General features: G+C 59.8%; 20 protein-coding genes. 6 read left to right on the forward strand and 14 right to left on the reverse strand.

Going from position 1 to position 19,645, the window contains the following annotated elements; all coding sequences use genetic code 11:
- Window position 1: 1 nt before the first annotated feature.
- The 8 genes from WG78_RS18415 to WG78_RS18450 form a co-directional block, all read right to left on the reverse strand.
- Window positions 2-1,354 carry an RraA family protein gene (locus tag WG78_RS18415; RefSeq protein ID WP_201782485.1) on the reverse strand — a complete coding sequence of 451 codons (1,353 nt, stop codon included), beginning with the start codon at window positions 1,352-1,354 and terminating at the stop codon, window positions 2-4.
- Window positions 1,355-1,390: 36 nt separating this feature from the next.
- On the reverse strand, window positions 1,391-2,653 hold the full coding sequence (locus WG78_RS18420; RefSeq protein WP_083459363.1) for an ABC transporter ATP-binding protein: 1,263 nt from the start codon (window positions 2,651-2,653) through the stop codon (window positions 1,391-1,393).
- Window positions 2,643-3,461, reverse strand: coding sequence for an ABC transporter permease (locus WG78_RS18425; RefSeq protein WP_053939308.1), 819 nt, complete (start codon window positions 3,459-3,461; stop codon window positions 2,643-2,645). Before WG78_RS18425 ends, WG78_RS18420 begins: the two co-directional genes overlap by 11 nt.
- A complete protein-coding gene (gene rfbC, locus WG78_RS18430; protein ID WP_053939309.1) occupies window positions 3,461-4,006 on the reverse strand; it encodes a dTDP-4-dehydrorhamnose 3,5-epimerase in 546 nt (181 codons plus the stop codon). Before rfbC ends, WG78_RS18425 begins: the two co-directional genes overlap by 1 nt.
- 3 nt (window positions 4,007-4,009) lie before the next feature.
- A complete protein-coding gene (gene rfbA, locus WG78_RS18435; RefSeq protein WP_053939310.1) occupies window positions 4,010-4,891 on the reverse strand; it encodes a glucose-1-phosphate thymidylyltransferase RfbA in 882 nt (293 codons plus the stop codon).
- Between the two features lie 18 nt (window positions 4,892-4,909).
- Window positions 4,910-5,824 (reverse strand): dTDP-4-dehydrorhamnose reductase, encoded by a 915-nt coding sequence (rfbD, locus tag WG78_RS18440; protein WP_053939311.1) that lies wholly within the window; start codon window positions 5,822-5,824, stop codon window positions 4,910-4,912.
- Entirely contained in the window at window positions 5,814-6,872 is a 1,059-nt protein-coding gene (gene rfbB / locus WG78_RS18445; RefSeq protein ID WP_053939312.1) for a dTDP-glucose 4,6-dehydratase, read from the reverse strand. The genes rfbD and rfbB overlap by 11 nt, the downstream gene beginning before the upstream one ends.
- Before the next feature lie 222 nt (window positions 6,873-7,094).
- Window positions 7,095-7,709 (reverse strand): TetR/AcrR family transcriptional regulator, encoded by a 615-nt coding sequence (locus WG78_RS18450; protein WP_053939313.1) that lies wholly within the window; start codon window positions 7,707-7,709, stop codon window positions 7,095-7,097.
- A gap of 98 nt (window positions 7,710-7,807) precedes the next feature.
- Between WG78_RS18450 and WG78_RS18455 the strand changes: the two genes are divergently transcribed.
- Both WG78_RS18455 and WG78_RS18460 read left to right on the forward strand, forming a co-directional pair.
- On the forward strand, window positions 7,808-8,371 hold the full coding sequence (locus WG78_RS18455; RefSeq protein ID WP_053939314.1) for a hydrolase: 564 nt from the start codon (window positions 7,808-7,810) through the stop codon (window positions 8,369-8,371).
- A 120-nt stretch (window positions 8,372-8,491) separates the two neighbouring features.
- Entirely contained in the window at window positions 8,492-9,697 is a 1,206-nt protein-coding gene (locus WG78_RS18460; RefSeq protein WP_053939315.1) for an MFS transporter, read from the forward strand.
- A gap of 70 nt (window positions 9,698-9,767) precedes the next feature.
- Here WG78_RS18460 and hemB read toward each other — a convergent pair whose 3' ends face one another.
- On the reverse strand, window positions 9,768-10,772 hold the full coding sequence (gene hemB / locus WG78_RS18465) for a porphobilinogen synthase (RefSeq protein WP_053939316.1): 1,005 nt from the start codon (window positions 10,770-10,772) through the stop codon (window positions 9,768-9,770).
- 33 nt (window positions 10,773-10,805) lie between these two features.
- The gene (locus WG78_RS18470) at window positions 10,806-12,122 is read right to left on the reverse strand and encodes a D-amino acid dehydrogenase (RefSeq protein WP_053939317.1); all 1,317 of its coding nucleotides are present in this window, start codon (window positions 12,120-12,122) and stop codon (window positions 10,806-10,808) included.
- Between the two features lie 115 nt (window positions 12,123-12,237).
- Here WG78_RS18470 and WG78_RS18475 point away from each other — a divergent pair, with 115 nt between their 5' ends.
- The 3 genes from WG78_RS18475 to WG78_RS18485 all read left to right on the forward strand — a co-directional run bounded on the left by WG78_RS18475 (window position 12,238) and on the right by WG78_RS18485 (window position 15,191).
- A complete protein-coding gene (locus WG78_RS18475; RefSeq protein ID WP_053939318.1) occupies window positions 12,238-12,735 on the forward strand; it encodes an Lrp/AsnC ligand binding domain-containing protein in 498 nt (165 codons plus the stop codon).
- Between the two features lie 136 nt (window positions 12,736-12,871).
- Window positions 12,872-14,680: an aminopeptidase P family protein gene (locus WG78_RS18480; protein WP_053939319.1), complete on the forward strand. Its 1,809-nt coding sequence runs from the start codon at window positions 12,872-12,874 to the stop codon at window positions 14,678-14,680.
- 94 nt (window positions 14,681-14,774) lie between these two features.
- Complete coding sequence (locus WG78_RS18485) at window positions 14,775-15,191, forward strand: NUDIX hydrolase (RefSeq protein WP_053939320.1); 417 nt, start codon at window positions 14,775-14,777, stop codon at window positions 15,189-15,191.
- Here the strand turns inward: WG78_RS18485 and WG78_RS18490 are convergent.
- Together WG78_RS18490 and WG78_RS18495 are read right to left on the reverse strand one after the other, a co-directional pair.
- Window positions 15,133-15,867, reverse strand: a complete 735-nt coding sequence (locus tag WG78_RS18490) for a hypothetical protein (RefSeq protein WP_152969292.1) — start codon at window positions 15,865-15,867, stop codon at window positions 15,133-15,135. The two genes, WG78_RS18485 and WG78_RS18490, sit on opposite strands and share 59 nt — an antisense overlap.
- A 69-nt stretch (window positions 15,868-15,936) precedes the next feature.
- Window positions 15,937-17,139, reverse strand: a complete 1,203-nt coding sequence (locus WG78_RS18495; protein WP_169788472.1) for an ammonium transporter — start codon at window positions 17,137-17,139, stop codon at window positions 15,937-15,939.
- 472 nt (window positions 17,140-17,611) lie between these two features.
- Between WG78_RS18495 and WG78_RS18500 the strand changes: the two genes are divergently transcribed.
- Window positions 17,612-18,319, forward strand: coding sequence for a glycine zipper 2TM domain-containing protein (locus WG78_RS18500; protein ID WP_053939322.1), 708 nt, complete (start codon window positions 17,612-17,614; stop codon window positions 18,317-18,319).
- Between the two features lie 113 nt (window positions 18,320-18,432).
- On the opposite strand, the gene grxD is transcribed toward WG78_RS18500, so the two are convergent.
- Together grxD and prmC are read right to left on the reverse strand one after the other, a co-directional pair.
- Window positions 18,433-18,738, reverse strand: coding sequence for a Grx4 family monothiol glutaredoxin (grxD, locus tag WG78_RS18505; RefSeq protein WP_053939323.1), 306 nt, complete (start codon window positions 18,736-18,738; stop codon window positions 18,433-18,435).
- 72 nt (window positions 18,739-18,810) lie between these two features.
- On the reverse strand, window positions 18,811-19,638 hold the full coding sequence (gene prmC, locus WG78_RS18510) for a peptide chain release factor N(5)-glutamine methyltransferase (RefSeq protein ID WP_053939324.1): 828 nt from the start codon (window positions 19,636-19,638) through the stop codon (window positions 18,811-18,813).
- Between the last annotated feature and the right edge of the window lie 7 nt (window positions 19,639-19,645).

Consider the following 19,645-nt stretch of genomic DNA (forward strand, 5'->3'; position numbering starts at 1 on the left):
TTCAAAATTCCCCGTGGCGCGTAAATATTTCCTTAGGCGCAATACCCAGCGCGACGGCCATTCCAACGCGCCATTCTTTTTCGATGCCTTTTAAAGCCAGTTCTTTGATTTCCGGCCACAGTTGCTCGGGGATGGCGATTACTCCATCGCCATCGGCAAAAATGAAATCGCCGTTTTTGACGGTCACCCCACCGATATTGATCGGCATGTTCATTGCCCGAGTGGTGCCTTCAAATTTGATATCCACGCAGTAATGCCCCCGTGCAAACACCGGGAAGTCGAGCTTGGCCACATCATATTTGTCACGCGTTACGCCATCTACCACAGCACCCACCGCGCCCGCGCGCATGGCAAGTTGTGCATTCAGGTTGCCGAAATACGCATGATCTGGCACCCGGTTTTCCACCATGATCACATCGCCGGGCCGCACAAACTGGTAGGTGTCGAGCGCGTCGTAGATGCCCTGCCACGACTCGTTTTCCTGCGGGCGGTCCAGCAACAATGTCTTCGCCCGGCCAAAAAAGCGTCCACCACCCATAATTTCTTTGGGCAGCACAAAATTCAGGCCCATTTCACGGGTGATGTCGGCAAGCATCGACGAGGTCAGGTAAGGAAACAAAGCGCCCAGGGCAAGGTTTTCCCGTGCGCGGGCGCCAGCGGCAATCGTCTCAGCCAATTGCAGATCTTCTGGCCAGTTCACGTCGACCACTTCGGTGGGGTCAAGCACGAACATAAGCGGATTGCTACCGAAACGTTTACCCGAGGCCAGTACAGATGCGCGAACGATATAAAGCGACATTGCCTCAATGGTGACAGCCGGAAGATCGACGCTATTTGGAATCCGGCCGCGACCATACTCCGGGTTGCCGTCCTTCCACGTGTATTGCTTGCCTTGTGTGACAGCAACCAGCGAATCGTGATCAGGGCTAGCCAGTAAGGCGTCAATGGCGCGATTGAGCGTACCGGCGTCTACAAACGGCGCCGTGCAAAGTGCCTGGACATACAGGTCGGCCGTGCGCTGGCTGCATTCCCAGGCAAATAACTCGTGTCCGTCCGTTGCATTCGTGGCCAATTGCTCTGGTCGCTTCAAACGGCTTACCGGCAGGTCGGAAGCCAGATGTGCGATTTCGTCGCTATCAGTATCCAGTACCACTTCAGTAATGCGCTCACATTTCAAGAGCTGACGGAGCTTGCGCTTAAACAGGTATTCGCCGTCCAGCACACGTAAGTTCTTGTTCTGAATACGGTCGCTCGACCCTTTGGCCGGCACGAAGGCAACAATATTGACCACTCTGATCTCCACTAAAAGGAGCGAAACGAGGGCATGCTTCCAAGCCAGCATCGTGCTGAACACGTATGTTTTGCTCTTATGCCACTCGTGTCGCTATAGCTAAACCGGGGCGACCGGCTTCAGTTCGATATTTGCTGGTGAGTATACGTACCCAAGCACTTGGCGTTTTGAGACAACAGTAATTTTTCGTATCGGCCAGCGCTGATCGAGCTCGATTCGACTTTCCGAAATATCAGCGAGGCCGATATACAGAAAATATTCGCCAGCCGGTACGTTAAGCAAAAACCGATACGACAAGGTTTGAATGCCGGGACTAAGGGCCAGATCAATGCCAGCGTAAAGATTGTTATCGCCCCAGACATCCACGCCTGCCTTGTTTTTTAGCGTAAAACCGCTCACGACTCGAGAAAACGATTTATGGCTATGGATGGTGGCGCGTATGTCCACCGCGTCACCAGCATGGAAAACCTGGCGCGGGTGGCCGTCGTCCCCAAGAAAATCAACGCTCAGGTACTCTGCCTCACGTGTACCCAAGCGGGTTTCACTGATGCCTTGCAGCTCGGATTGATAATTCACGGATACCTGTGGCACCGCGTGCAGGGGCGCTGCCACTGGCGCCACACCTGCTCGGGTCAGCGTTTCGTATTGTTTGACCACGGCCAATGGGTCATCACTGTCGATTAGCAATTGGCCGTGATCCAGCAGAATGGCGCGATCACAAAGCCGGATGATGCTGCCGGTATCATGCGATACAAACAAAATGGTCACACCGCGCGCTTGCAGTTCGCGCATGCGCAACATGCACTTGAGCTGAAAGCCGGCATCACCCACGGCCAACGCCTCGTCAACAATGAGGATATCGGGATCTACCTGTACCTGAACGGCAAATGCCAACCGCACCATCATGCCGCTGGAATATGTTTTCACAGGCTGATCAATGAAATCACCGATATCGGCAAATTCCGCGATCGCCGAATAGCGATCCGCAATTTCCTGGCGACTCATGCCCAGCAAATTGCCGTACATGAAGACGTTCTCACGTCCAGTAAACTCGGGGTTGAACCCTGACCCCAGCTCCAGCAAAGCGGCGATGCGCCCGTTTGCAGTGATGTTGCCCATGGTTGGGTTGAGCGTGCCGCAAATCATTTGTAGCAATGTCGACTTGCCGCTGCCGTTGCGGCCCAGAATCCCGACCGTCTCGCCTTTGCCGATCTCAAACGACACCCCATTGACGGCCCAGAACTCGCGAAAAAACCGTTTACGTCCCCTCGCCATCATCTGCAGCAGTCGGTCGCGTGGTCGTTCGTATATGTGGTAGCACTTGCCGACGTGCTCGACAACGATGGCTGCTTCAGAGGACATCGGCAAACCCCTTTCTGGTTTTCTGGAACCAGGCGAAACCAGCCCAAGCCACACAGAACGACGCGACGTATTGCGCAGCCAGCATGTTCCATGTTGGCCATTGACCCCAGATCATCACGTTGCGAGCTTGCTCGATAATCGGAACGAGCGGATTCAGGTTCAGCAATGCCCGGTACTCCGAAGGCAACGACGAAGCAGGATAAAAAATCGGAGACATGAACATAAGTACTGTAGTGAGCAACGCGGTCACTTGAGCGATATCGCGCAAATACACGCCCAACGCGGCCAATGCCCACGACACGCCAAGGGTAAACAGTAACAACGGCAATATGACGAGAGGCAACAGCCAGATGGTCGCAGGGGGAACGCCGCGGCAAATAAAGTAAAAAAACAGCCAGACCAGAAAGCTGATCGCCATGTGGAAAAACGCGGCGCCCAAGTTGACCCAAGGCAGCATTTCCAGAGGGAAAATGACCTTTTTGACGTAGTTGGGATTAGCCAGAACCAGCGTCGGGGCTCGATTGATGCATTCTGCAAACAGGTTGAACACCATTAACCCGGCAAACAAGATCAATGCGAATTCGGATTTATCGCCGCTTGCGCCACTCCAACGGGCCTTGAATACCTCGCTGAATACAAAGGTATAAACCGACAACATGAATACCGGGTTAAAGAAAGACCACATCAACCCCAATGCCGAACCGCGATAGCGGCCTACCACTTCGCGCCTGATCAGCGCACTGACCAATCCCCGATGCCGCCACACGCCACGCGATAGTTCGAGCGGCGACGCCGAAAAATGCAACATTAAGCAAACACCTCGGCGTTTTGCCACAAGGCGGCGGCCGCATCCTTGGCCGACAGCGCCGGTTCCCCGGTCAGTGGCCACGTAATAGCCAGTTGCGCGTCATTCCACAGCACGCTGCGTTCGTGCTCTTTAAACCAGTAATCCGTCGTCTTGTACAAAAACTCGGCGTAATCCGACGTCACCACAAACCCATGCGCGAAGCCTTCCGGCACCCACAGCTGGCGTTTGTTGTCGGCGCTGAGCGTTACGCCCACCCAGTGGCCAAATGTGGCCGACGATTTGCGCATGTCGACGGCGACGTCGTACACCTCGCCAGCAACCACGCGCACCAGTTTGCCTTGCGGGTGCTCAATCTGATAATGCAGGCCGCGCAATACGCCGCGGGCCGAGCGCGAGTGGTTGTCTTGCACAAACTGCACCGGGCGGCCGATGGCTTCTTCAAAGCGTTGCTGGTTAAAGCTTTCGTAGAAAAAGCCGCGGTCGTCGCCGAACACTTGCGGTTCGATGATCTTGACGTCCGGGATCGCGGTATCGATCACTTTCATTTTTTAATAAACCTTTTCTTTCAGCATACGCAGCAGGTACTGGCCATAGCCGTTCTTTTTAAGCGGTTGCGCCAGCCGTTCGATTTCGGCGGCGCTTACCCAGCCCGAGCGAAACGCAATTTCTTCGGGGCAGCACACTTTGAGGCCCTGGCGGTCTTCGATGGTATGAATAAACTGGCTGGCTTCCAGCATCGATTCGTGCGTGCCGGTGTCCAGCCAGGCATAGCCACGGCCCATGGTTTGCACGTCCAGTTGGCCAGCGCTGAGGTAGGCCGCGTTGACGTCGGTAATTTCCAGCTCGCCGCGCGGCGAGGGTTTGATCGATTTGGCAATCTCCACGACTTTGTTGTCATAGAAATACAAACCAGTCACCGCGTAGTTGGATTTGGGCTCGGCGGGCTTTTCTTCCAGGCTGAGCGCATGGCCATCGGCGTCAAATTCCACCACGCCGTAGCGTTCCGGGTCATGCACGCGATAGGCAAATACCGTGGCGCCGCTCGGTTTGGCGGCGGCGTTTTGCAGCAGCTCAGCAAAGTCGTGGCCGTAGAAAATATTGTCGCCCAGCACCAGCGCGCAATCATCATCACCGATAAATTGTTCGCCAATGATAAACGCCTGCGCCAGGCCATCCGGGCTGGCTTGCACTGCGTATTGCAGTTTGATGCCCCACTGGCTGCCGTCGCCCAGCAATTGCTCAAAGCGCGGCGTGTCTTGCGGGGTGGAGATCACCAGGATTTCGCGGATGCCCGCCAGCATCAATGCGCTGAGCGGGTAATAGATCATCGGCTTGTCGTAGATGGGCAGCAGTTGTTTCGATACGGCCAGCGTGGCCGGGTACAGGCGGGTGCCGGAGCCGCCCGCCAGGATAATGCCTTTACGAGTCATGTTCGTATTCCTTTTGTTTTAGCGATGCAGCAGCAGCGTTAGCACCTGGTCAACGCCCGCTTGCCACTGCGGCAGCGTCAGGCCAAAGGTGGCGCGCAGTTTTTGCGTATCCAGCCGCGAATTGGCCGGGCGTGGCGCGGGCAGCGGATAAGCGCTGGTCGGGATCGCTTCAATGCGCTCGGGCGTGGCTTTCAAGGCCACACCGGCTTGTTGCGCGGCGGCTGCCACATAGCGGGCATAGCCGTGCCAGCTGGTTTCGCCTTCGGCGGCCAGATGATAGGTGCCATACGGGTACGCGGCCGGTTCATCGGTATGCAGATATTGCGCCACCAGTTGCGCGGTTACGTCGGCGATCAGGCTGGCGGCGGTGGGCGCGCCGATCTGGTCGGCCACAATCTTCAGCGCGTCGCGCTCTTGCACCAGGCGCAGCGCGGTTTTCAAAAAGTTGGCGCCGTGTGCGCCGTATACCCAGCTGGTGCGCAGAATCAGATGGCGCGCATGCGCGGCGCGGATAGCGTCTTCGCCCGCCAGTTTGGTCTGGCCATAGACGGAACGAGGGGCAGTGGCGGCGTTCTCGGTATACGGCTCGGTCTGGTCGTCGCCTGCAAACACGTAATCGGTGGAGTAATGCACCAGCAATGCATTCAGCCGCGCCGCTTCTTCGGCCAGCACGCCGGGCGCGGCACCGTTGATGGCTTGCGCGGCGGCCTGGTCGGTTTCGGCTTTATCCACGGCGGTGTAGGCGGCTGGGTTAACGATCACGTCCGGCTGCAGGCGTTGCACCAGCGCGCGCAAAGCTTCGGGCTGCGACAAATCGCATTCGCTGCGATCCAGCGCCACCACGCGGCCCAGCACGGCCAGGCTGCGTTGCAGTTCAAAGCCGACCTGGCCGGTTTTGCCGGTAATCAGAATAAGAGGCAGATCACGCGCCATATTGCTGCGCCACCCAGTCGCGGTAGGCGCCGCTGGTTACATTGCCCACCCAGTCCTGGTTATCCAGATACCACTGCACGGTTTTGCGGATGCCGGTCTCAAACGTCTCAGCGGGTTTCCAGCCCAGTTCGCGTTCCAGCTTGCGGGCGTCAATGGCGTAGCGCCGATCGTGGCCAGGGCGGTCTTGTACGTAGGTAATCTGGCTGGCGTAGGCCGCGCCATCAGCGCGCGGTTTGATCTCGTCCAGGATCGAACAAATGGTGTTCACCACGTCGAGGTTGGCTTTTTCATTCCAGCCGCCGACGTTGTAGGTCTCGCCCAGGCGGCCGTCTTGCAGCACGCGACGGATGGCGGAGCAATGGTCTTTTACATACAGCCAGTCGCGGATTTGCTGGCCATCGCCATAAATCGGCAGCGGTTTGCCAGCTAGTGCATTAAGAATAACCAGCGGAATCAGCTTCTCAGGAAAGTGATAAGGGCCGTAGTTATTGGAGCAATTGGTGGTTAGTACCGGCAGGCCGTAGGTGTGATGCCAGGCGCGGACCAGATGGTCCGATGCCGCTTTTGAGGCCGAGTACGGGCTGTTGGGCTCGTAACGGTTGGTCTCGGCAAACGGAGCATCGGTGGCGCTCAGCGTGCCGTACACCTCGTCGGTAGAAACATGCAGAAAGCGGAATGCGGCTTTGTCATCGGCGGGCAGATCAGTCCAGTAGGCGCGCACGGCCTCCAGCAGATTGAAGGTGCCCACCACGTTGGTCTGGATAAATTCGCCGGGGCCAGTGATGGAGCGATCGACATGCGATTCGGCAGCGAAATTGATCACGGCGCGCGGACGGTGTTCGGCCAGCAGCTTGCCCAACACTTCGCGGTCGCCAATATCAGCGCGCACAAATACATGCGCCGGGTTCTGCGCCAGGCTTTTCAGCGTATCGGTGTTACCGGCATAGGTGAGCTTGTCCACGTTGATGACGGGTTCATCGCTCTGCGCCAGCCAGTCCAGCACGAAATTGCCGCCAATAAAGCCGGCACCACCAGTTACCAGAATCATTTATTTACTCAAGCCATAAGAAAAGTAAGCAGAAGGCAGCCCCGGTAGCGGACTCGCCGTATCAGCCCGCGAGGGCCTTGCCGAAACCTGAACGCGCGATATTGTCTCAGAAGGCTTAAGCACTTCATAGCTGCGGACAGCGGCAATCCCTGGCATGCCGCATTGCAATATCCCGGGGGAGTGGCGCAGGCGTGGACCAGCCTGACTATTTTCTCCGGCAAATCAAGTACTGGCGGGCAATTGCGCCGCCAGGTACAGCGCCAGCATCTGTTGTAGTTGTGCCAACACGGCGGGGCGGTGCGGCAGGTCGATTTCGTTGGTCAAGGCCACTGCCGTCTTCATGGTTTGCAGCACCACCGCGGCCATGGCTTCGAGCTGTTCGGTGTCCATGCCCGGCGCGTGCGGCCGTAAGATTTCAGCAACATAGCGCCGCATATGCTTGCGGATGCCGGTGGCTTGTAAGGCGGGGCCGCGCTCACTTTCGGCCAGGCCGCCAAAGGCCGGATGGTCGGCGCGAAAGCGGATCAGCGTGGGAAACAGCTCGCTGGCCAACTGGTCGATGCGCCATTCGGGCGAGGCATCCTGCAGCGCCTGCATACGTTGATACAAAGCTTCGGCGTAACGCGCCAATACCGCATCGGCCACATGTTCTTTGGTGGGGAAGTACTGGTACAGCGATCCGATCGACGCCCCGGCGCGCGCCGCAATGGCGGTCATGGTGGCGGCGTCAAAGCCGTCTTCGGCAAAAACCTGCTGCGCCGCATCCAGCAATGCCGCCACGCGCAGGCGACCTTTCTCGCGTTGCGGTTGTCGCACGGTTGCATTTTGTGAGGACATCCTCATATACTCCGCGTTTGTGAGTTGATCCTCACAATATTTTGTCTGTTATTCAATCCGCTGCCCCTTGGGCCAGCCCCTATTCTGAGGCCAGAACCATGAATATCGATGCAAAAACCACAGCGCTTGTTCTGATCGATCTGCAAGACGGCATTCTGCCTTATGCCGGCGCCCACCCCGCCAGCCAGGTGCTGGACTTGTCCAACCAGCTGGCGCAGCGGTTTCGCGCGGCCGGTGCGCCGGTGGTGCGGGTGCGCGTGGGCTGGAGCGAGGATTATGCCGAAGCGCTGAAGCAACCGGTGGACAGCGCGGCAGGCGGTGGCGCATTGCCCGCCAACTGGTGGGATGTCCCCGCGCAGCTGGAAACCAGCGCCAGCGACATCCAGATCACCAAACGCCAGTGGGGCGCGTTTTACGGCACCGATCTGGAACTGCAACTGCGCCGCCGCGGCATCAACACCATCGTGCTGGCGGGCATCGCCACCAATATCGGCGTCGAATCGACCGCGCGCAACGCCTGGGAAATGGGCTTTGGCATTGTGCTGGCCGAAGACGCCTGCAGCGGCCCGAGCATGGACATGCATCAGTTCGCCATCAAGAACATCTTTCCGCGCATCAGCCGCGTGCGCAGCACCGCTGAAATTCTGGCGGCGTTTGCTTAAGCGACGCACGTCGTTATTGCTTTAAACGTTCGACCGCCCGGTCAGAATGACAACCTCGGCCATCGCGCCGTCATGTCTGGCCGGGCATACTCGCGCCTCAGACTTTGCTGAAGGTTAGAGATGCACGCACGTACCCATGCCCCCCTGACGCCCGCGCTGGTTGCGCTGATGGCGTTTACCACCGGCCTGGCCGTCGCCAGCAATTATTACGCGCAGCCGCTGCTGCATACCTTGTCGCAACATTTTCAGGTTTCCGCCGCGCATGTCGGGCTGATCGTCACCGTGGCGCAACTCAGTTACGCCACCGGCCTGATGCTGCTGGTGCCGCTGGGCGATCTGCTGGAACGCCGTCGCATGATCGTGACCATGCTGGTGCTGTCGGCCTGCGGCTTGTTGCTGACCGCCAGTGCGCCATCGTTGGGATTGATTTTGGTGGGCACCGGCATCACCGCGCTGTTTTCGGTGGTGGCGCAAGTGTTGCTGCCGCTGGCGGCGACCATGGCGCAACCGCACGAACGCGGCAAAGTGGTGGGCAGCATCATGAGCGGCCTGTTGCTGGGCATTTTGCTGGCGCGCACGGTGGCGGGCACGCTGTCGGCGCTGGGTGACTGGCGCACCGTGTACTGGTGCGCAGCGGGCTTGATGCTGTTGACGGCCGCAGTGATGCGTTTGCGCCTGCCCAGCAGCCAGCAACATCTGGGGCTCAGCTATCCAGCCTTGTTGGGTTCGGTGCTGCAATTATTTGTGCAAGAACCGGTGTTCCGCCTGCGCGCTTTGTTGGGCGGCCTCAGCTTTAGCGTGTTCAGCGTGCTATGGACGTCGATGGCGTTTTTGCTGTCCAGCCCGCCTTGGCATTTTAGCGATGGCACGATCGGCTTGTTTGGCCTGGCGGGCGCGGCGGGCGCTTTGGCCGCCAATGGCGCGGGGCGGCTGGCGGATAAAGGCAAGGCGCAGTGGGTCACCACCGGTGGCTGGGTATTGCTGGGCCTGGCGTGGTTGCCGTTGGCGTTTGCGCAGCAATCACTGGTGGCGTTGGTGGTGGGCATTCTGGTGCTGGATCTGGCGGCGCAGGCGGTGCACGTCACCAACCAAAGCATGATTTATAGGCTGCGACCCGATGCGCGCAACCGGCTTACCGCCGGTTATATGACCAGCTATTTTATTGGCGGCGCGACCGGCTCGTTGTTGTCGGCCAGCGCATTCAATCTGGCAGGCTGGAACGGCGTGGTGGGCGTGGGCGCAACGCTCAGCGTCATCGGCTGGCTGGTGTGGCTGGTCGGCAGTCGCCGCGTGCCCAAACATGGGCATCATCCCGAAGCGCACTGAGGGTTACTGATAGATAGCTGCAATAAAAAACGGGGCGCGTGGCCCCGTTTTTTGCGTCCTGTGCATCCGCTTACTGGTCTTTTAACCAGCGCGCCGCGTCAATCGCAAAGTAAGTCAGGATGCCATCGGCCCCGGCGCGCTTGAACGCCAGCAGCGTTTCCAGCACCACTTTCTTCTCATCCAGCCAGCCGTTCTGCACGGCGGCCTTGATCATCGCGTATTCGCCCGACACCTGGTAGGCATAGGTCGGCACGCCAAATTCATCTTTCACCCGGCGCACGATATCCAGATAGGGCAGGCCCGGCTTGATCATCACCATGTCCGCGCCCTCGGTCAGATCCAGCGCCACTTCGTGCAGCGCTTCGTTACCGTTGGCCGGGTCCATTTGGTAGGTGTATTTGTCGGCTTTGCCCAGGTTGGCGGACGAACCCACCGCATCGCGGAACGGGCCGTAAAACGCCGAAGCATATTTGGCCGAATACGCCAGAATGCGTGTCAGCTCAAAGCCGGCTTCATCCAGCGCCTGGCGGATCGAGCCATTGCGGCCATCCATCATATCGCTGGGCGCCACGACATCCACGCCAGCTGCGGCGTGGCACAGCGCCTGTTTGATCAGCGCCGCAACGGTCGCTTCGTTCAGCACATAGCCGTTGTCGTCGATGATGCCGTCCTGGCCGTGCGTGGTGTACGGGTCCAGCGCGCCGTCGGTAATCACACCCAACTGCGGAAAGGCTTGCTTGAGCGCACGTACCGTACGCGGCACCAGACCGTCTGGGTTCCATGCTTCCGCGCCATCCAGGCTTTTCAGCGGGCCGTCAATCACCGGAAACAACGCCAGCGCTGGAATCCCCAGCGCCACGGCTTCGGCGGCGGTTTTCAGCAGCAGATCGATCGACTGGCGTTTAACGCCGGGCATCGAGGCCACTTCTTCTTCGCGGTTTTCCCCGTCCAGTACAAACACCGGCAGGATAAAGTCATTGGCGGTCAACACATGCTCGCGCATCAGGCGGCGCGAAAAGTCATCACGCCGCATGCGACGCATACGGGTGGCAGGAAACTGGCGCAGAAAGCTCATGGGATCAACTTTGCAGAATGGAAGAAATCGAAATCAATCTGCCCATTTTATCCGGGCTGGTTGCGATTTGCCTTCCGGAATACGGGCCTCGCTACGACCATAACGCACCAGCCCAAGTTCACTGGCGTCGATTTCGGGTTGGCGTGCCAGCACGCAATCGGCAATCACGCGCGCGCTGCCGCAGGCCATGGTCCAGCCCAGCGTGCCATGGCCCGCGTTGATAAACAGATTCTCATAACCGGTAGCGCCCACCACCGGCGTGCCATCGGGCGTCATCGGGCGCAGGCCGGTCCATGCGCTGGCCTGCTCCAACGGGCCCGCGGTGGGGAACAGATCGTTGCTGACCATCTTGAGCGTGGCGATGCGCGCTGCGGCCAGGCGCTTATCAAAACCGGCAATCTCGGCCATGCCGCCCACGCGCAGGCGGTTGTCAAAACGGGTGAGCGCGATCTTGTAGCTTTCATCCAGCACCGTGGAGCGCGGCGCGCCATCCGGGTTGGTCAGCGGCACGGTAATCGAATAGCCCTTGACCGGATAAATCGGCAAATCGAGGCCCAGCGGCAGCGCCATCGCGCGCGCGGCACAGCCAGTGGCCAGCACGACGCTGTCGGCTTTCAGCACTTCGCCGTTGGCCAGTTCAACGCAATCAATGCGCGCGCCGTGGGCCACCAGCCGTTGCACGTCCACGCCGTAGCGGAAATTAACGCCATTGCTGGCGGCGCGGGCGGCCAGGCGTTCGGTAAACAATTTGCAGTCGCCGGTTTCATCATTGGGCAAACGCAGCGCGCCTGTCAGCTTGTGCGCGACTTGTGCGAGCGCAGGTTCGGCATCGACCACGCCCGCGGTGTCCAGCACGTCGTGCGCCACGCCCATCTGCGCCAGCAATGCGGCGTCACGCTGGCCACCCAATAACTGTTTATCGGTACGGAACACCTGCAAGGTGCCCAGCGCGCGCTCTTCGTAATGCAGATCAATTTCGGCGCGCAAATCACGCAGGCAATCGCGGCTGTATTCGGCCAGCGGCACCATGCGATTCTTGTTGCGGGCATACGCGGTCTCGGTGCAATTGGCCAGCATGCGCGCCATCCACACCAGCTGAAACCAGCTGCCATCGGGGCGGATACGCAGCGGCGCATGGCGTGATACCAGCCATTTCATTGCCTTCCACGGGATACCGGGCGCGGCCCACGGCGCGGCATACCCGGGCGAAACCTGCCCCGCATTGGCAAAGCTGGTTTCCTCGGCCGGCGCGGGCAGTTTTTCCAGCACCGTGACCTCACAGCCGGCCGCTTTCAGGTAATACGCCGTGGTTACGCCAACCACGCCTGCACCAATCACGATGACTTTCATAGAGAGGGTCTCGCGCTTTTATGCGCATGCCATATTTATGGAGAATATCTGGAGTATAAAAACGAACATCCAGTGATATTCTCCATTTCATGTTGGCAAAACACGAATAACCACCATGCGCACACGTTATGAAAGCGGTCGGGCATTAGACCGCGTCGATTACAAGATTTTGCGGATCTTGCAGCAGAACGCCCGTATACCGATTACCGAGCTGGCCGAAAAAGTGGGCCTGACCGCCACGCCGTGCACAGAGCGCATCAAGCGGCTCGAAGAATCGGGCGCCATCCTCGGTTATTACGCGCGGCTTAATCCGCAAATACTGCATGCGCCGCTGCTGGTTTTTGTCGAATTGAAATTGGGCCGCAAATCGGGCGAGGTGTTCGATGACTTCCGCCGAGCGGTGGCCAGCATCCCGGAGGTGCTGGAATGCCATTTGATCTCGGGCGATTTCGATTATTTATTGAAAGCGCGGCTGCCTGATATGAGTCATTACCGGCGCTTGCTGGGCGATATTCTGTTGCGACTGCCGGGCGCAGCCGAGTCGCGCAGCTATGTGGTGATGGAAGAAGTGAAAGAGACGCTGGCGCTGCCCCTACCCGATCAGGCCCCGTAAGTAGCGCGGCCCGGACGTCAGCGGCGGGCCACAGCGACTACATTTTCACTGCCACAGCACGCCGCAGCCGCCCTACAATGCGGTTTTGCCCACAAGGCGCTGTCTGCTACGCAGCCGTACCCCGGAGTCCGTCCCCATGTCTACCCAGCCGCAAATCATCCAGGACCGTATCGCCCAGCTTCGCGCCGCCATGGCCCAAGCCGGCGTCGATGCGGTCGTTGTTCCGTCCGCTGACCCGCATTTGTCTGAATACCTGCCCGAGCGCTGGCAAGGGCGTGCGTTTTTCTCGGGCTTTAACGGCTCCGTGGGCACCCTGGTGGTCACCAAAGACTTTGCGGGCGTGTGGGTGGATGGCCGTTACTGGGTGCAAGCCGAAACCCAACTGGCTGGCACCGGCGTCAAGCTGATGAAGTTGCTCAGCGGCCAGGCGCAGCCGCACGCGGACTGGCTGGCGGCCAATCTGCCTGCGGGCGCGGTCGTTGCCGCTGATGGCGATGTACTGGCGCTGGGCGCGGGCAAAGCGCTGGCCAGCGCGCTGAAAGACCAATCCATTACGCTGCGCACCGATCTCGATGTGCTCGGCGACGCCTGGGCCAACCGCCCCACGTTGCCGTCCGCGCGTGTTTATGAACATACCGGCCCGCAAGCGCCGGTCTCGCGCGCCAGCAAACTGCAAGCGGTGCGCGCTGCCATGCAACAGGCGGGCGCATCGTGGCACTTTATTTCCGCGCTGGATGACATCGCCTGGTTGCTTAACCTGCGCGGCGCAGATGTTGAATACAACCCGGTGTTCCTGGCGCACGCGCTGATCAGCGTCGATCAGGTCACGCTGTTTATCGGTGACGACAAAATCGACGCCGCGTTGCAATCTGCGCTGGCGCAGGATGGCGTGCAGCTGCAGCCGTACGATCAAGCCACCGCCGCCCTGCGCGCGCTGCCTGCTGACGCAGTGGTGCTGGCTGATCCGGCGCGCACCACCGTCGGCATTATCGGCGCAGTGCCCGCCAGCGCCCGCGTCATCGAAAAGATCAACCCGTCGCAGCTGGCCAAATCGCGCAAAACCGCCGAAGAAGCCGCCAACGTGCGCGCCACCATGGCGCAAGACGGCGCGGCGCTGTGCAATTTCTTTGCCTGGCTGGATAAAGCGCTCAATGTCGAAGCGATTACCGAACTGACCATCGACGAAAAACTGTCGGCGGAACGCGCCAAACGCCCCGGCTTTGTGTCGCTCAGCTTCAGCACCATCGCTGGCTTTAACGCCAACGGCGCGCTGCCGCACTATCGCGCGCTGCCCGAAGCGCACTCCGAGATCAAAGGCAACGGCCTGTTGTTGATTGATTCGGGCGGCCAGTATCTGGGCGGCACCACCGATATCACCCGCGTGGTGCCGGTGGGTACGGTCAGCGCCGCGCAAAAGCGTGACTACACGCTGGTGCTGAAGGGCGTGATTGCCTTGTCGAGCGCGAAGTTTCCGCGGGCCATTCGCGCCGCCATGCTCGACGGCATCGCCCGCGCGCCGATGTGGGCGGCCGGCGTGGATTACAACCACGGCACCGGCCATGGCGTGGGCTACTTCATGAACGTGCACGAAGGCCCGCAAAGCATCGGTTACTTCCGCGACGCAGGCCCCGATACCGCGATGGAGCCCGGCATGATCACCTCGATCGAGCCCGGTATCTACCGCCCGCAGCAATGGGGTATCCGCATCGAAAACCTGGTGCTGAATACACCGGCGGAAAGCAACGAGTTCGGCGAATTTCTGCAGTTTGAGACGCTGACACTGTGCCCGATCGACACCCGCGTGATCGACACCAGCCTGATGCGCGCCGATGAACTGGCGTGGCTGAATGACTATCACGCCACCGTGCGCGAACGCCTGCTGCCGCTGGTAGAAGGCGCAGCGCGGGACTGGCTGCTGGAACGCACCGAGCCGCTGACCGCTTGACCCGGCGGCCCGGGCGGCAGCGCCCGCCTTGGCCCGGTAATGCAATCCACTGCGCCCGACCTGGTTCGGGCGTCGTGCTTTTACGGAATGTTAGATGAGCGCACTCGACGCCCGCCCACCGATCTGCATTGCTGCGGCAGTGCTGTCGCGGCACGACGGCCACGTGCTGCTGGTGCGCAAACGCGGCTCGCATGCGTTTATGCAACCAGGCGGCAAGATCGATGCTGGCGAGACGCCGCTGCAAGCGCTCTGCCGCGAACTGGCGGAAGAATTGCAGATCACCGTGCCGCCGACGCTGCCGGTGTATATGGGGCGGTTTGCGGCGCCCGCAGTGAATGAGCCGGGCTTTACCGTGATCGCCGAAGTCTTCACATTGCCCTGGAATGCAGCCGTAACGCCCTCGGCCGAAATTGAAGAGGCACGCTGGGTAGACCCCGATCAGCTCGACGCCATCACACTGGCGCCGCTAAGCCGGGATCAGATCCTGCGGCACTGGAAAACGCTGGCTTGAGGTCACCGGCGCCCTCGCCGTCGCGCTGCGTCTGGAGTTCGATAACCATACCAGGAAAGTCGAGTCGGGCTGCGGCAGCACGGGCCTTGGCATTTTGATAGCCCGCGCTGTGCAAGATGAGCTGGACGGCCACTCCAGCCACAACCAGCGCCAACGCAGCGCCGAAATAAAAACCCGACAGCGCCAACGCAATCGTTACAACGGCCGCGATCAGGATGATGCTGCGTGGCGCCTGCAACAGCGTGCGCGCAGTGGGACTGTTGGCCGCGCCCAGCGCCGCGATGATCAGGTGCTCGGGGAATTCGGTATGCCACGCAATAAAGCGATATTCGCCTGCGGCGATTTGCGCGTCGGCGCGTATGTGCACATTGGGCTGAAAGCTCAGACAGGCCGATTCGATACCGCCAAAACCAACCTGGCCGCGCTCGGTAACAAACTGGCCGCGAAGCACGTCAGCGTCGCTGCAATATTGTGCAATCTGCACGGGCACTGCTTCGCCGACATACAAATGCAGCAGGTATCCGCCATCACCGCCGGTGCTGAGTCGAATCAGGCGCTGCCGCTGCACCAGGCGCGCGATCCCCGCGGCGTCCGGCAGCCGCTGGGGCAAGGCATCAATATCAAATAACGCCATTTCGGCAGCGTCGGTGCCACCGGACAATCGATAATGGGACATCGGCGGACTCTAAAGGGTCTCAGGGATGGAGCAGATCACGCTGCATGCGGCGAGCGGAGTCCGGTTGAATTACCAGTTACTCTCACGTTCCGGCGTGGCGCTGATTTTGTGAATCGACAAATCGGCGCCATGGTATTCCTCTTCTTCATCCAGCCGGATGCCGACCAGGCGCTTGAGCACGCCGTACACCAGATAACCGCCGCCAAACGCCACCGCCACGGCCAGTGAAGTGCCTAGAAGCTGGCTGGCCAGGCTTACACCGCCCGCGCCGCCCAGCGCGGTCTGGCCAAAGATGCCGGCTGCAATGCCGCCCCACACGCCGCACAAGCCGTGCAACGGCCACACGCCCAGCACGTCGTCGATCTTCCAGCGGTTCTGCGTGACGGTAAACAGATAGACAAACGCGGCCCCGGCCACCGCGCCGACCACCAGGCTGCCCAGCGGATGCATGATGTCGGAGCCCGCGCATACCGCTACCAACCCGGCCAGCGGGCCGTTATGCACGAAGCCCGGATCGTTTTTGCCGACCCACATCGCCGCCAGCGTGCCGCCGACCATGGCCATCAACGAATTCAGCGCCACCAGACCCGAGATGCCGTCGATGCGTTGCGCGCTCATCACGTTAAAGCCGAACCAGCCCACCACCAGAATCCACGCGCCCAGCGCCAGAAACGGAATCGATGACGGCGGATGCGCCGCCACGCCGCCATCTTTGTGATAACGGCCTTTGCGCGGGCCCAGATGCAGTACCGCCGCCAACGCAATCCAGCCGCCCACCGCATGCACCACGACCGAGCCGGCAAAGTCATGGAACGCCGCCCCCAGATGCGCGGTCATCCACGCCTGCACGCCCAGGTTGCCGTTCCAGAAAATGCCTTCGATAAACGGATATAGAAAGCCCACCAGCACAAAGGTGGCGGCGCTTTGCGGATGAAAGCGCGCACGCTCGGCAATGCCGCCCGAAATAATCGCCGGGATGGCCGCCGCAAAAGTCAGCAGAAAGAAGAACTTGACCAGCGAATAGCCGTTGTTTTGCGTGAGCGCGCTGACGGGCTGCAGAAAATGCACGCCATAGGCGATGCCGTAGCCGATGAAAAAATAGGCAATCGCCGAAATAGCAAAGTCAGTGAGGATTTTGACCAGCGCGTTAACCTGATTCTTTTTGCGCACGGTGCCCAGCTCTAAAAACGCGAAGCCCGCGTGCATGGCCAGGATCATGATGGCGCCGAGCAGGATAAAGAGCACATCGGTGCTGGATTTCAGGGTGTTCACAAAAAGCTCCGCAATGGCATGCACTAAAACTGAGTGGAGCGCACCAAAAGCAATCTATATGCCAAGCTGGATAAGGTCTTGTTTTATCGAAATTGAGTTCGCCTATTTATGCGAAATGCACCGGATTTGCGCACAAGCTCGGTGCAAAATAATCAGAAGGCGAGAGATCAGGCACCAAAATGGCGACACATATTTTCGACTTGGTGCGCGCTTGCACCATTGGCGAACAGGTGGCGCGTTCACGTAAGAAAACCGGCGCTTTTTGATACGTAGCGAGACATCGCCACGGTGCTCTGTAAAGAATGTGAAAAGGCCGGAACGGATTCTTACGCCGTTGTACTAATTCCATACAAACCAGGTAGTTATCACACTAGCGATGTGAACTTCACACTAGATATGATGACGGCATTGGGTACAACATCGCTTTGCACTGGGCCGCGTGACTCCACGGGGCCGGTAAGGGAGTAACACCATGAAATCGCTCGTGTTGATGCTGAGTCTGGCCTCGATGGTTGGCGTCGCCGCAGAAGCGCAAGCCGCCGAATATGGCCGCGTTATTTCGACCACGCCGGTGGTAGAAAACTATTCCAACCCGCAGCAATCGTGCTGGACCGAACAAGTGGTGGTGCAACAGCCCCACAACTACGGCGGCGCATTGCTGGGCGGGATTTTTGGCGGGTTGCTGGGCAGCACCGTGGGCCGCGGCAACGGCAATGTGGCGGCCACTGCAGCGGGCGCCGCAATTGGTGCGTTGTCGGGCGATAACGCCGCGAATGCCGCCAACACCAGCGTGCAGAACGTGCAGAAATGCACCACCGTGCAAGGCGCCACGCAACAACGCCTGATTGGTTATGACGTCACCTATGAATATTCCGGCCAGCGTTACACCACGCGCATGGCGTATGACCCGGGCAACCGCGTGCCGATTTCGGTCAGCGTGGATGGCGAGCAGCAGCAACAGCAACCGGTGCAAACGGTGACACAATCCGCGCCGATCACCACGACCACCACCTACGTGCAATCGCAGCCGGTGATCGTCAGTTCGCCGACGGTGGTGTATACCACGCCCACGTATTACGCGGCCCCGGTCATCTGGCCGGCATTGTCGGTGGGTTTCTACCGCGGATGGGGTGGCGGCTGGGGTTATCACGGCGGCTACCACGGTGGCTGGCATCATTAAGCCCGTATCGGCCTTGTCTCGGCCTGCGCAGTAACCCCCGGTCGCAGGAAACAAAAAACCCGCATTGGCACAATGCGGGTTTTTTTATGGGCGCTTGATTGCGCGCAAAATGCTCAGTCTTGCAACATTTTTTCCAGTTCACCGGTGCTGAACAGTTCTTTCATGATGTCCGAACCGCCCACAAATTCGCCTTTGATATACAGCTGCGGAATGGTCGGCCAATTGGCGTATTCCTTGATGCCCTGACGCACTTCGGCGTTTTCCAGCACGTTGACGGCCACAAAGTTGGCGCCGAGGTTTTTAAGGATTTGCACAGCGCCAGCCGAAAAGCCGCATTGCGGGAAAGTCGGCGTGCCTTTCATGAAAAGCACAACCGGGTTTTCGGTGACGGTCTGACGGATGCTGTCTTGGATGCTCATGGATTTAACTCGCGCTGCGGAACCCCCACGTAGCGATCGACGCTGAGTTCCTGATTAATTTACTCGGGTATTCTACTCAGCCGCCGGTTTGGGGGCAAGCCCGCCGCTGACGCGATCCAGCCCGGCCAGGTCTTGCCAGGTCTGCACGTCGCGATAACCGGCCTCGGTCAGCAGATCACGGCTGGCCAAGCCCTGGTCATAGCCGTGTTCAAACAGCAACCAGCCGTCAGGCGTCAGCCAATGCGGTGCGTTGTCGATAATTGTGCGGATATGCGCGAGGCCGTCCGCCTCATCAGTCAGCGCGCCACGCGGCTCAAAGCGTAGATCGCCTTGCGCCAGATGAGCATCGTCGCGTTCGATATACGGCGGATTAGACAAGATGAGGTCAAAGCGTTGCGGTGACAGCGCACTAAACCAGTCGCTCAGCACAAACTGCACTTGTGGCGCATGCCGCGCGCCATTGGCCTGGGCCACGGCCAGCGCCGCCGCGGACACATCCACCGCCGTCACCTGCGCCAGCGGTCTTTGCTGCGCGACGGTGACCGCGATGATGCCGCTGCCGGTGCCCAGATCCAGCACCGGCGCGGGTTGCGCCACAGTGATGCGTTCCAGCGCCAAATCAACAATCAGTTCGGTATCGGGCCGCGGAATCAGCACATCCGGCGTAACCGCAAACATCAAGCTGTAGAACTCGCGCTCACCCACCAGATACGCCACCGGCTCGCCAGCCCGTCTGCGCGCCGCCAGTTCGGCAAAACGCTGCGCCAGATCGTCCGGTACGTCGTCGCGATCATGCGCAATCAGCCACGCGCGGCCGTGGCCGGTCAGGTGGAACAACAAGGCGGTGGCATCGCTGCGATCAAGCCCGCTTTGCGCTAACAGGGTCTGGTAGGTAGGCATGCGCGCA

This window comes from Amantichitinum ursilacus (assembly GCF_001294205.1).
Taxonomy (GTDB): Bacteria; Pseudomonadota; Gammaproteobacteria; order Burkholderiales; family Chitinibacteraceae; genus Amantichitinum; species Amantichitinum ursilacus.

Excerpts from the sequence above, each read along its gene's own strand:
- WG78_RS18420 (WP_083459363.1), bottom strand. The coding sequence starts at position 2,653 with ATGTCCTCTGAAGCAGCCATCGTTGTCGAGCACGTCGGCAAGTGCTAC.
- WG78_RS18425 (WP_053939308.1), bottom strand. The coding sequence starts at position 3,461 with ATGTTGCATTTTTCGGCGTCGCCGCTCGAACTATCGCGTGGCGTGTGG.
- rfbC (WP_053939309.1), bottom strand. The coding sequence starts at position 4,006 with ATGAAAGTGATCGATACCGCGATCCCGGACGTCAAGATCATCGAACCG.
- rfbA (WP_053939310.1), bottom strand. The coding sequence starts at position 4,891 with ATGACTCGTAAAGGCATTATCCTGGCGGGCGGCTCCGGCACCCGCCTG.
- rfbD (WP_053939311.1), bottom strand. The coding sequence starts at position 5,824 with ATGGCGCGTGATCTGCCTCTTATTCTGATTACCGGCAAAACCGGCCAG.
- rfbB (WP_053939312.1), bottom strand. The coding sequence starts at position 6,872 with ATGATTCTGGTAACTGGTGGTGCCGGCTTTATTGGCGGCAATTTCGTG.
- WG78_RS18450 (WP_053939313.1), bottom strand. The coding sequence starts at position 7,709 with ATGTCCTCACAAAATGCAACCGTGCGACAACCGCAACGCGAGAAAGGT.
- WG78_RS18455 (WP_053939314.1), top strand. The coding sequence starts at position 7,808 with ATGAATATCGATGCAAAAACCACAGCGCTTGTTCTGATCGATCTGCAA.
- WG78_RS18460 (WP_053939315.1), top strand. The coding sequence starts at position 8,492 with ATGCACGCACGTACCCATGCCCCCCTGACGCCCGCGCTGGTTGCGCTG.
- hemB (WP_053939316.1), bottom strand. The coding sequence starts at position 10,772 with ATGAGCTTTCTGCGCCAGTTTCCTGCCACCCGTATGCGTCGCATGCGG.
- WG78_RS18470 (WP_053939317.1), bottom strand. The coding sequence starts at position 12,122 with ATGAAAGTCATCGTGATTGGTGCAGGCGTGGTTGGCGTAACCACGGCG.
- WG78_RS18475 (WP_053939318.1), top strand. The coding sequence starts at position 12,238 with ATGCGCACACGTTATGAAAGCGGTCGGGCATTAGACCGCGTCGATTAC.
- WG78_RS18480 (WP_053939319.1), top strand. The coding sequence starts at position 12,872 with ATGTCTACCCAGCCGCAAATCATCCAGGACCGTATCGCCCAGCTTCGC.
- WG78_RS18485 (WP_053939320.1), top strand. The coding sequence starts at position 14,775 with ATGAGCGCACTCGACGCCCGCCCACCGATCTGCATTGCTGCGGCAGTG.
- WG78_RS18490 (WP_152969292.1), bottom strand. The coding sequence starts at position 15,867 with ATGTCCCATTATCGATTGTCCGGTGGCACCGACGCTGCCGAAATGGCG.
- WG78_RS18500 (WP_053939322.1), top strand. The coding sequence starts at position 17,612 with ATGAAATCGCTCGTGTTGATGCTGAGTCTGGCCTCGATGGTTGGCGTC.
- grxD (WP_053939323.1), bottom strand. The coding sequence starts at position 18,738 with ATGAGCATCCAAGACAGCATCCGTCAGACCGTCACCGAAAACCCGGTT.
- prmC (WP_053939324.1), bottom strand. The coding sequence starts at position 19,638 with ATGCCTACCTACCAGACCCTGTTAGCGCAAAGCGGGCTTGATCGCAGC.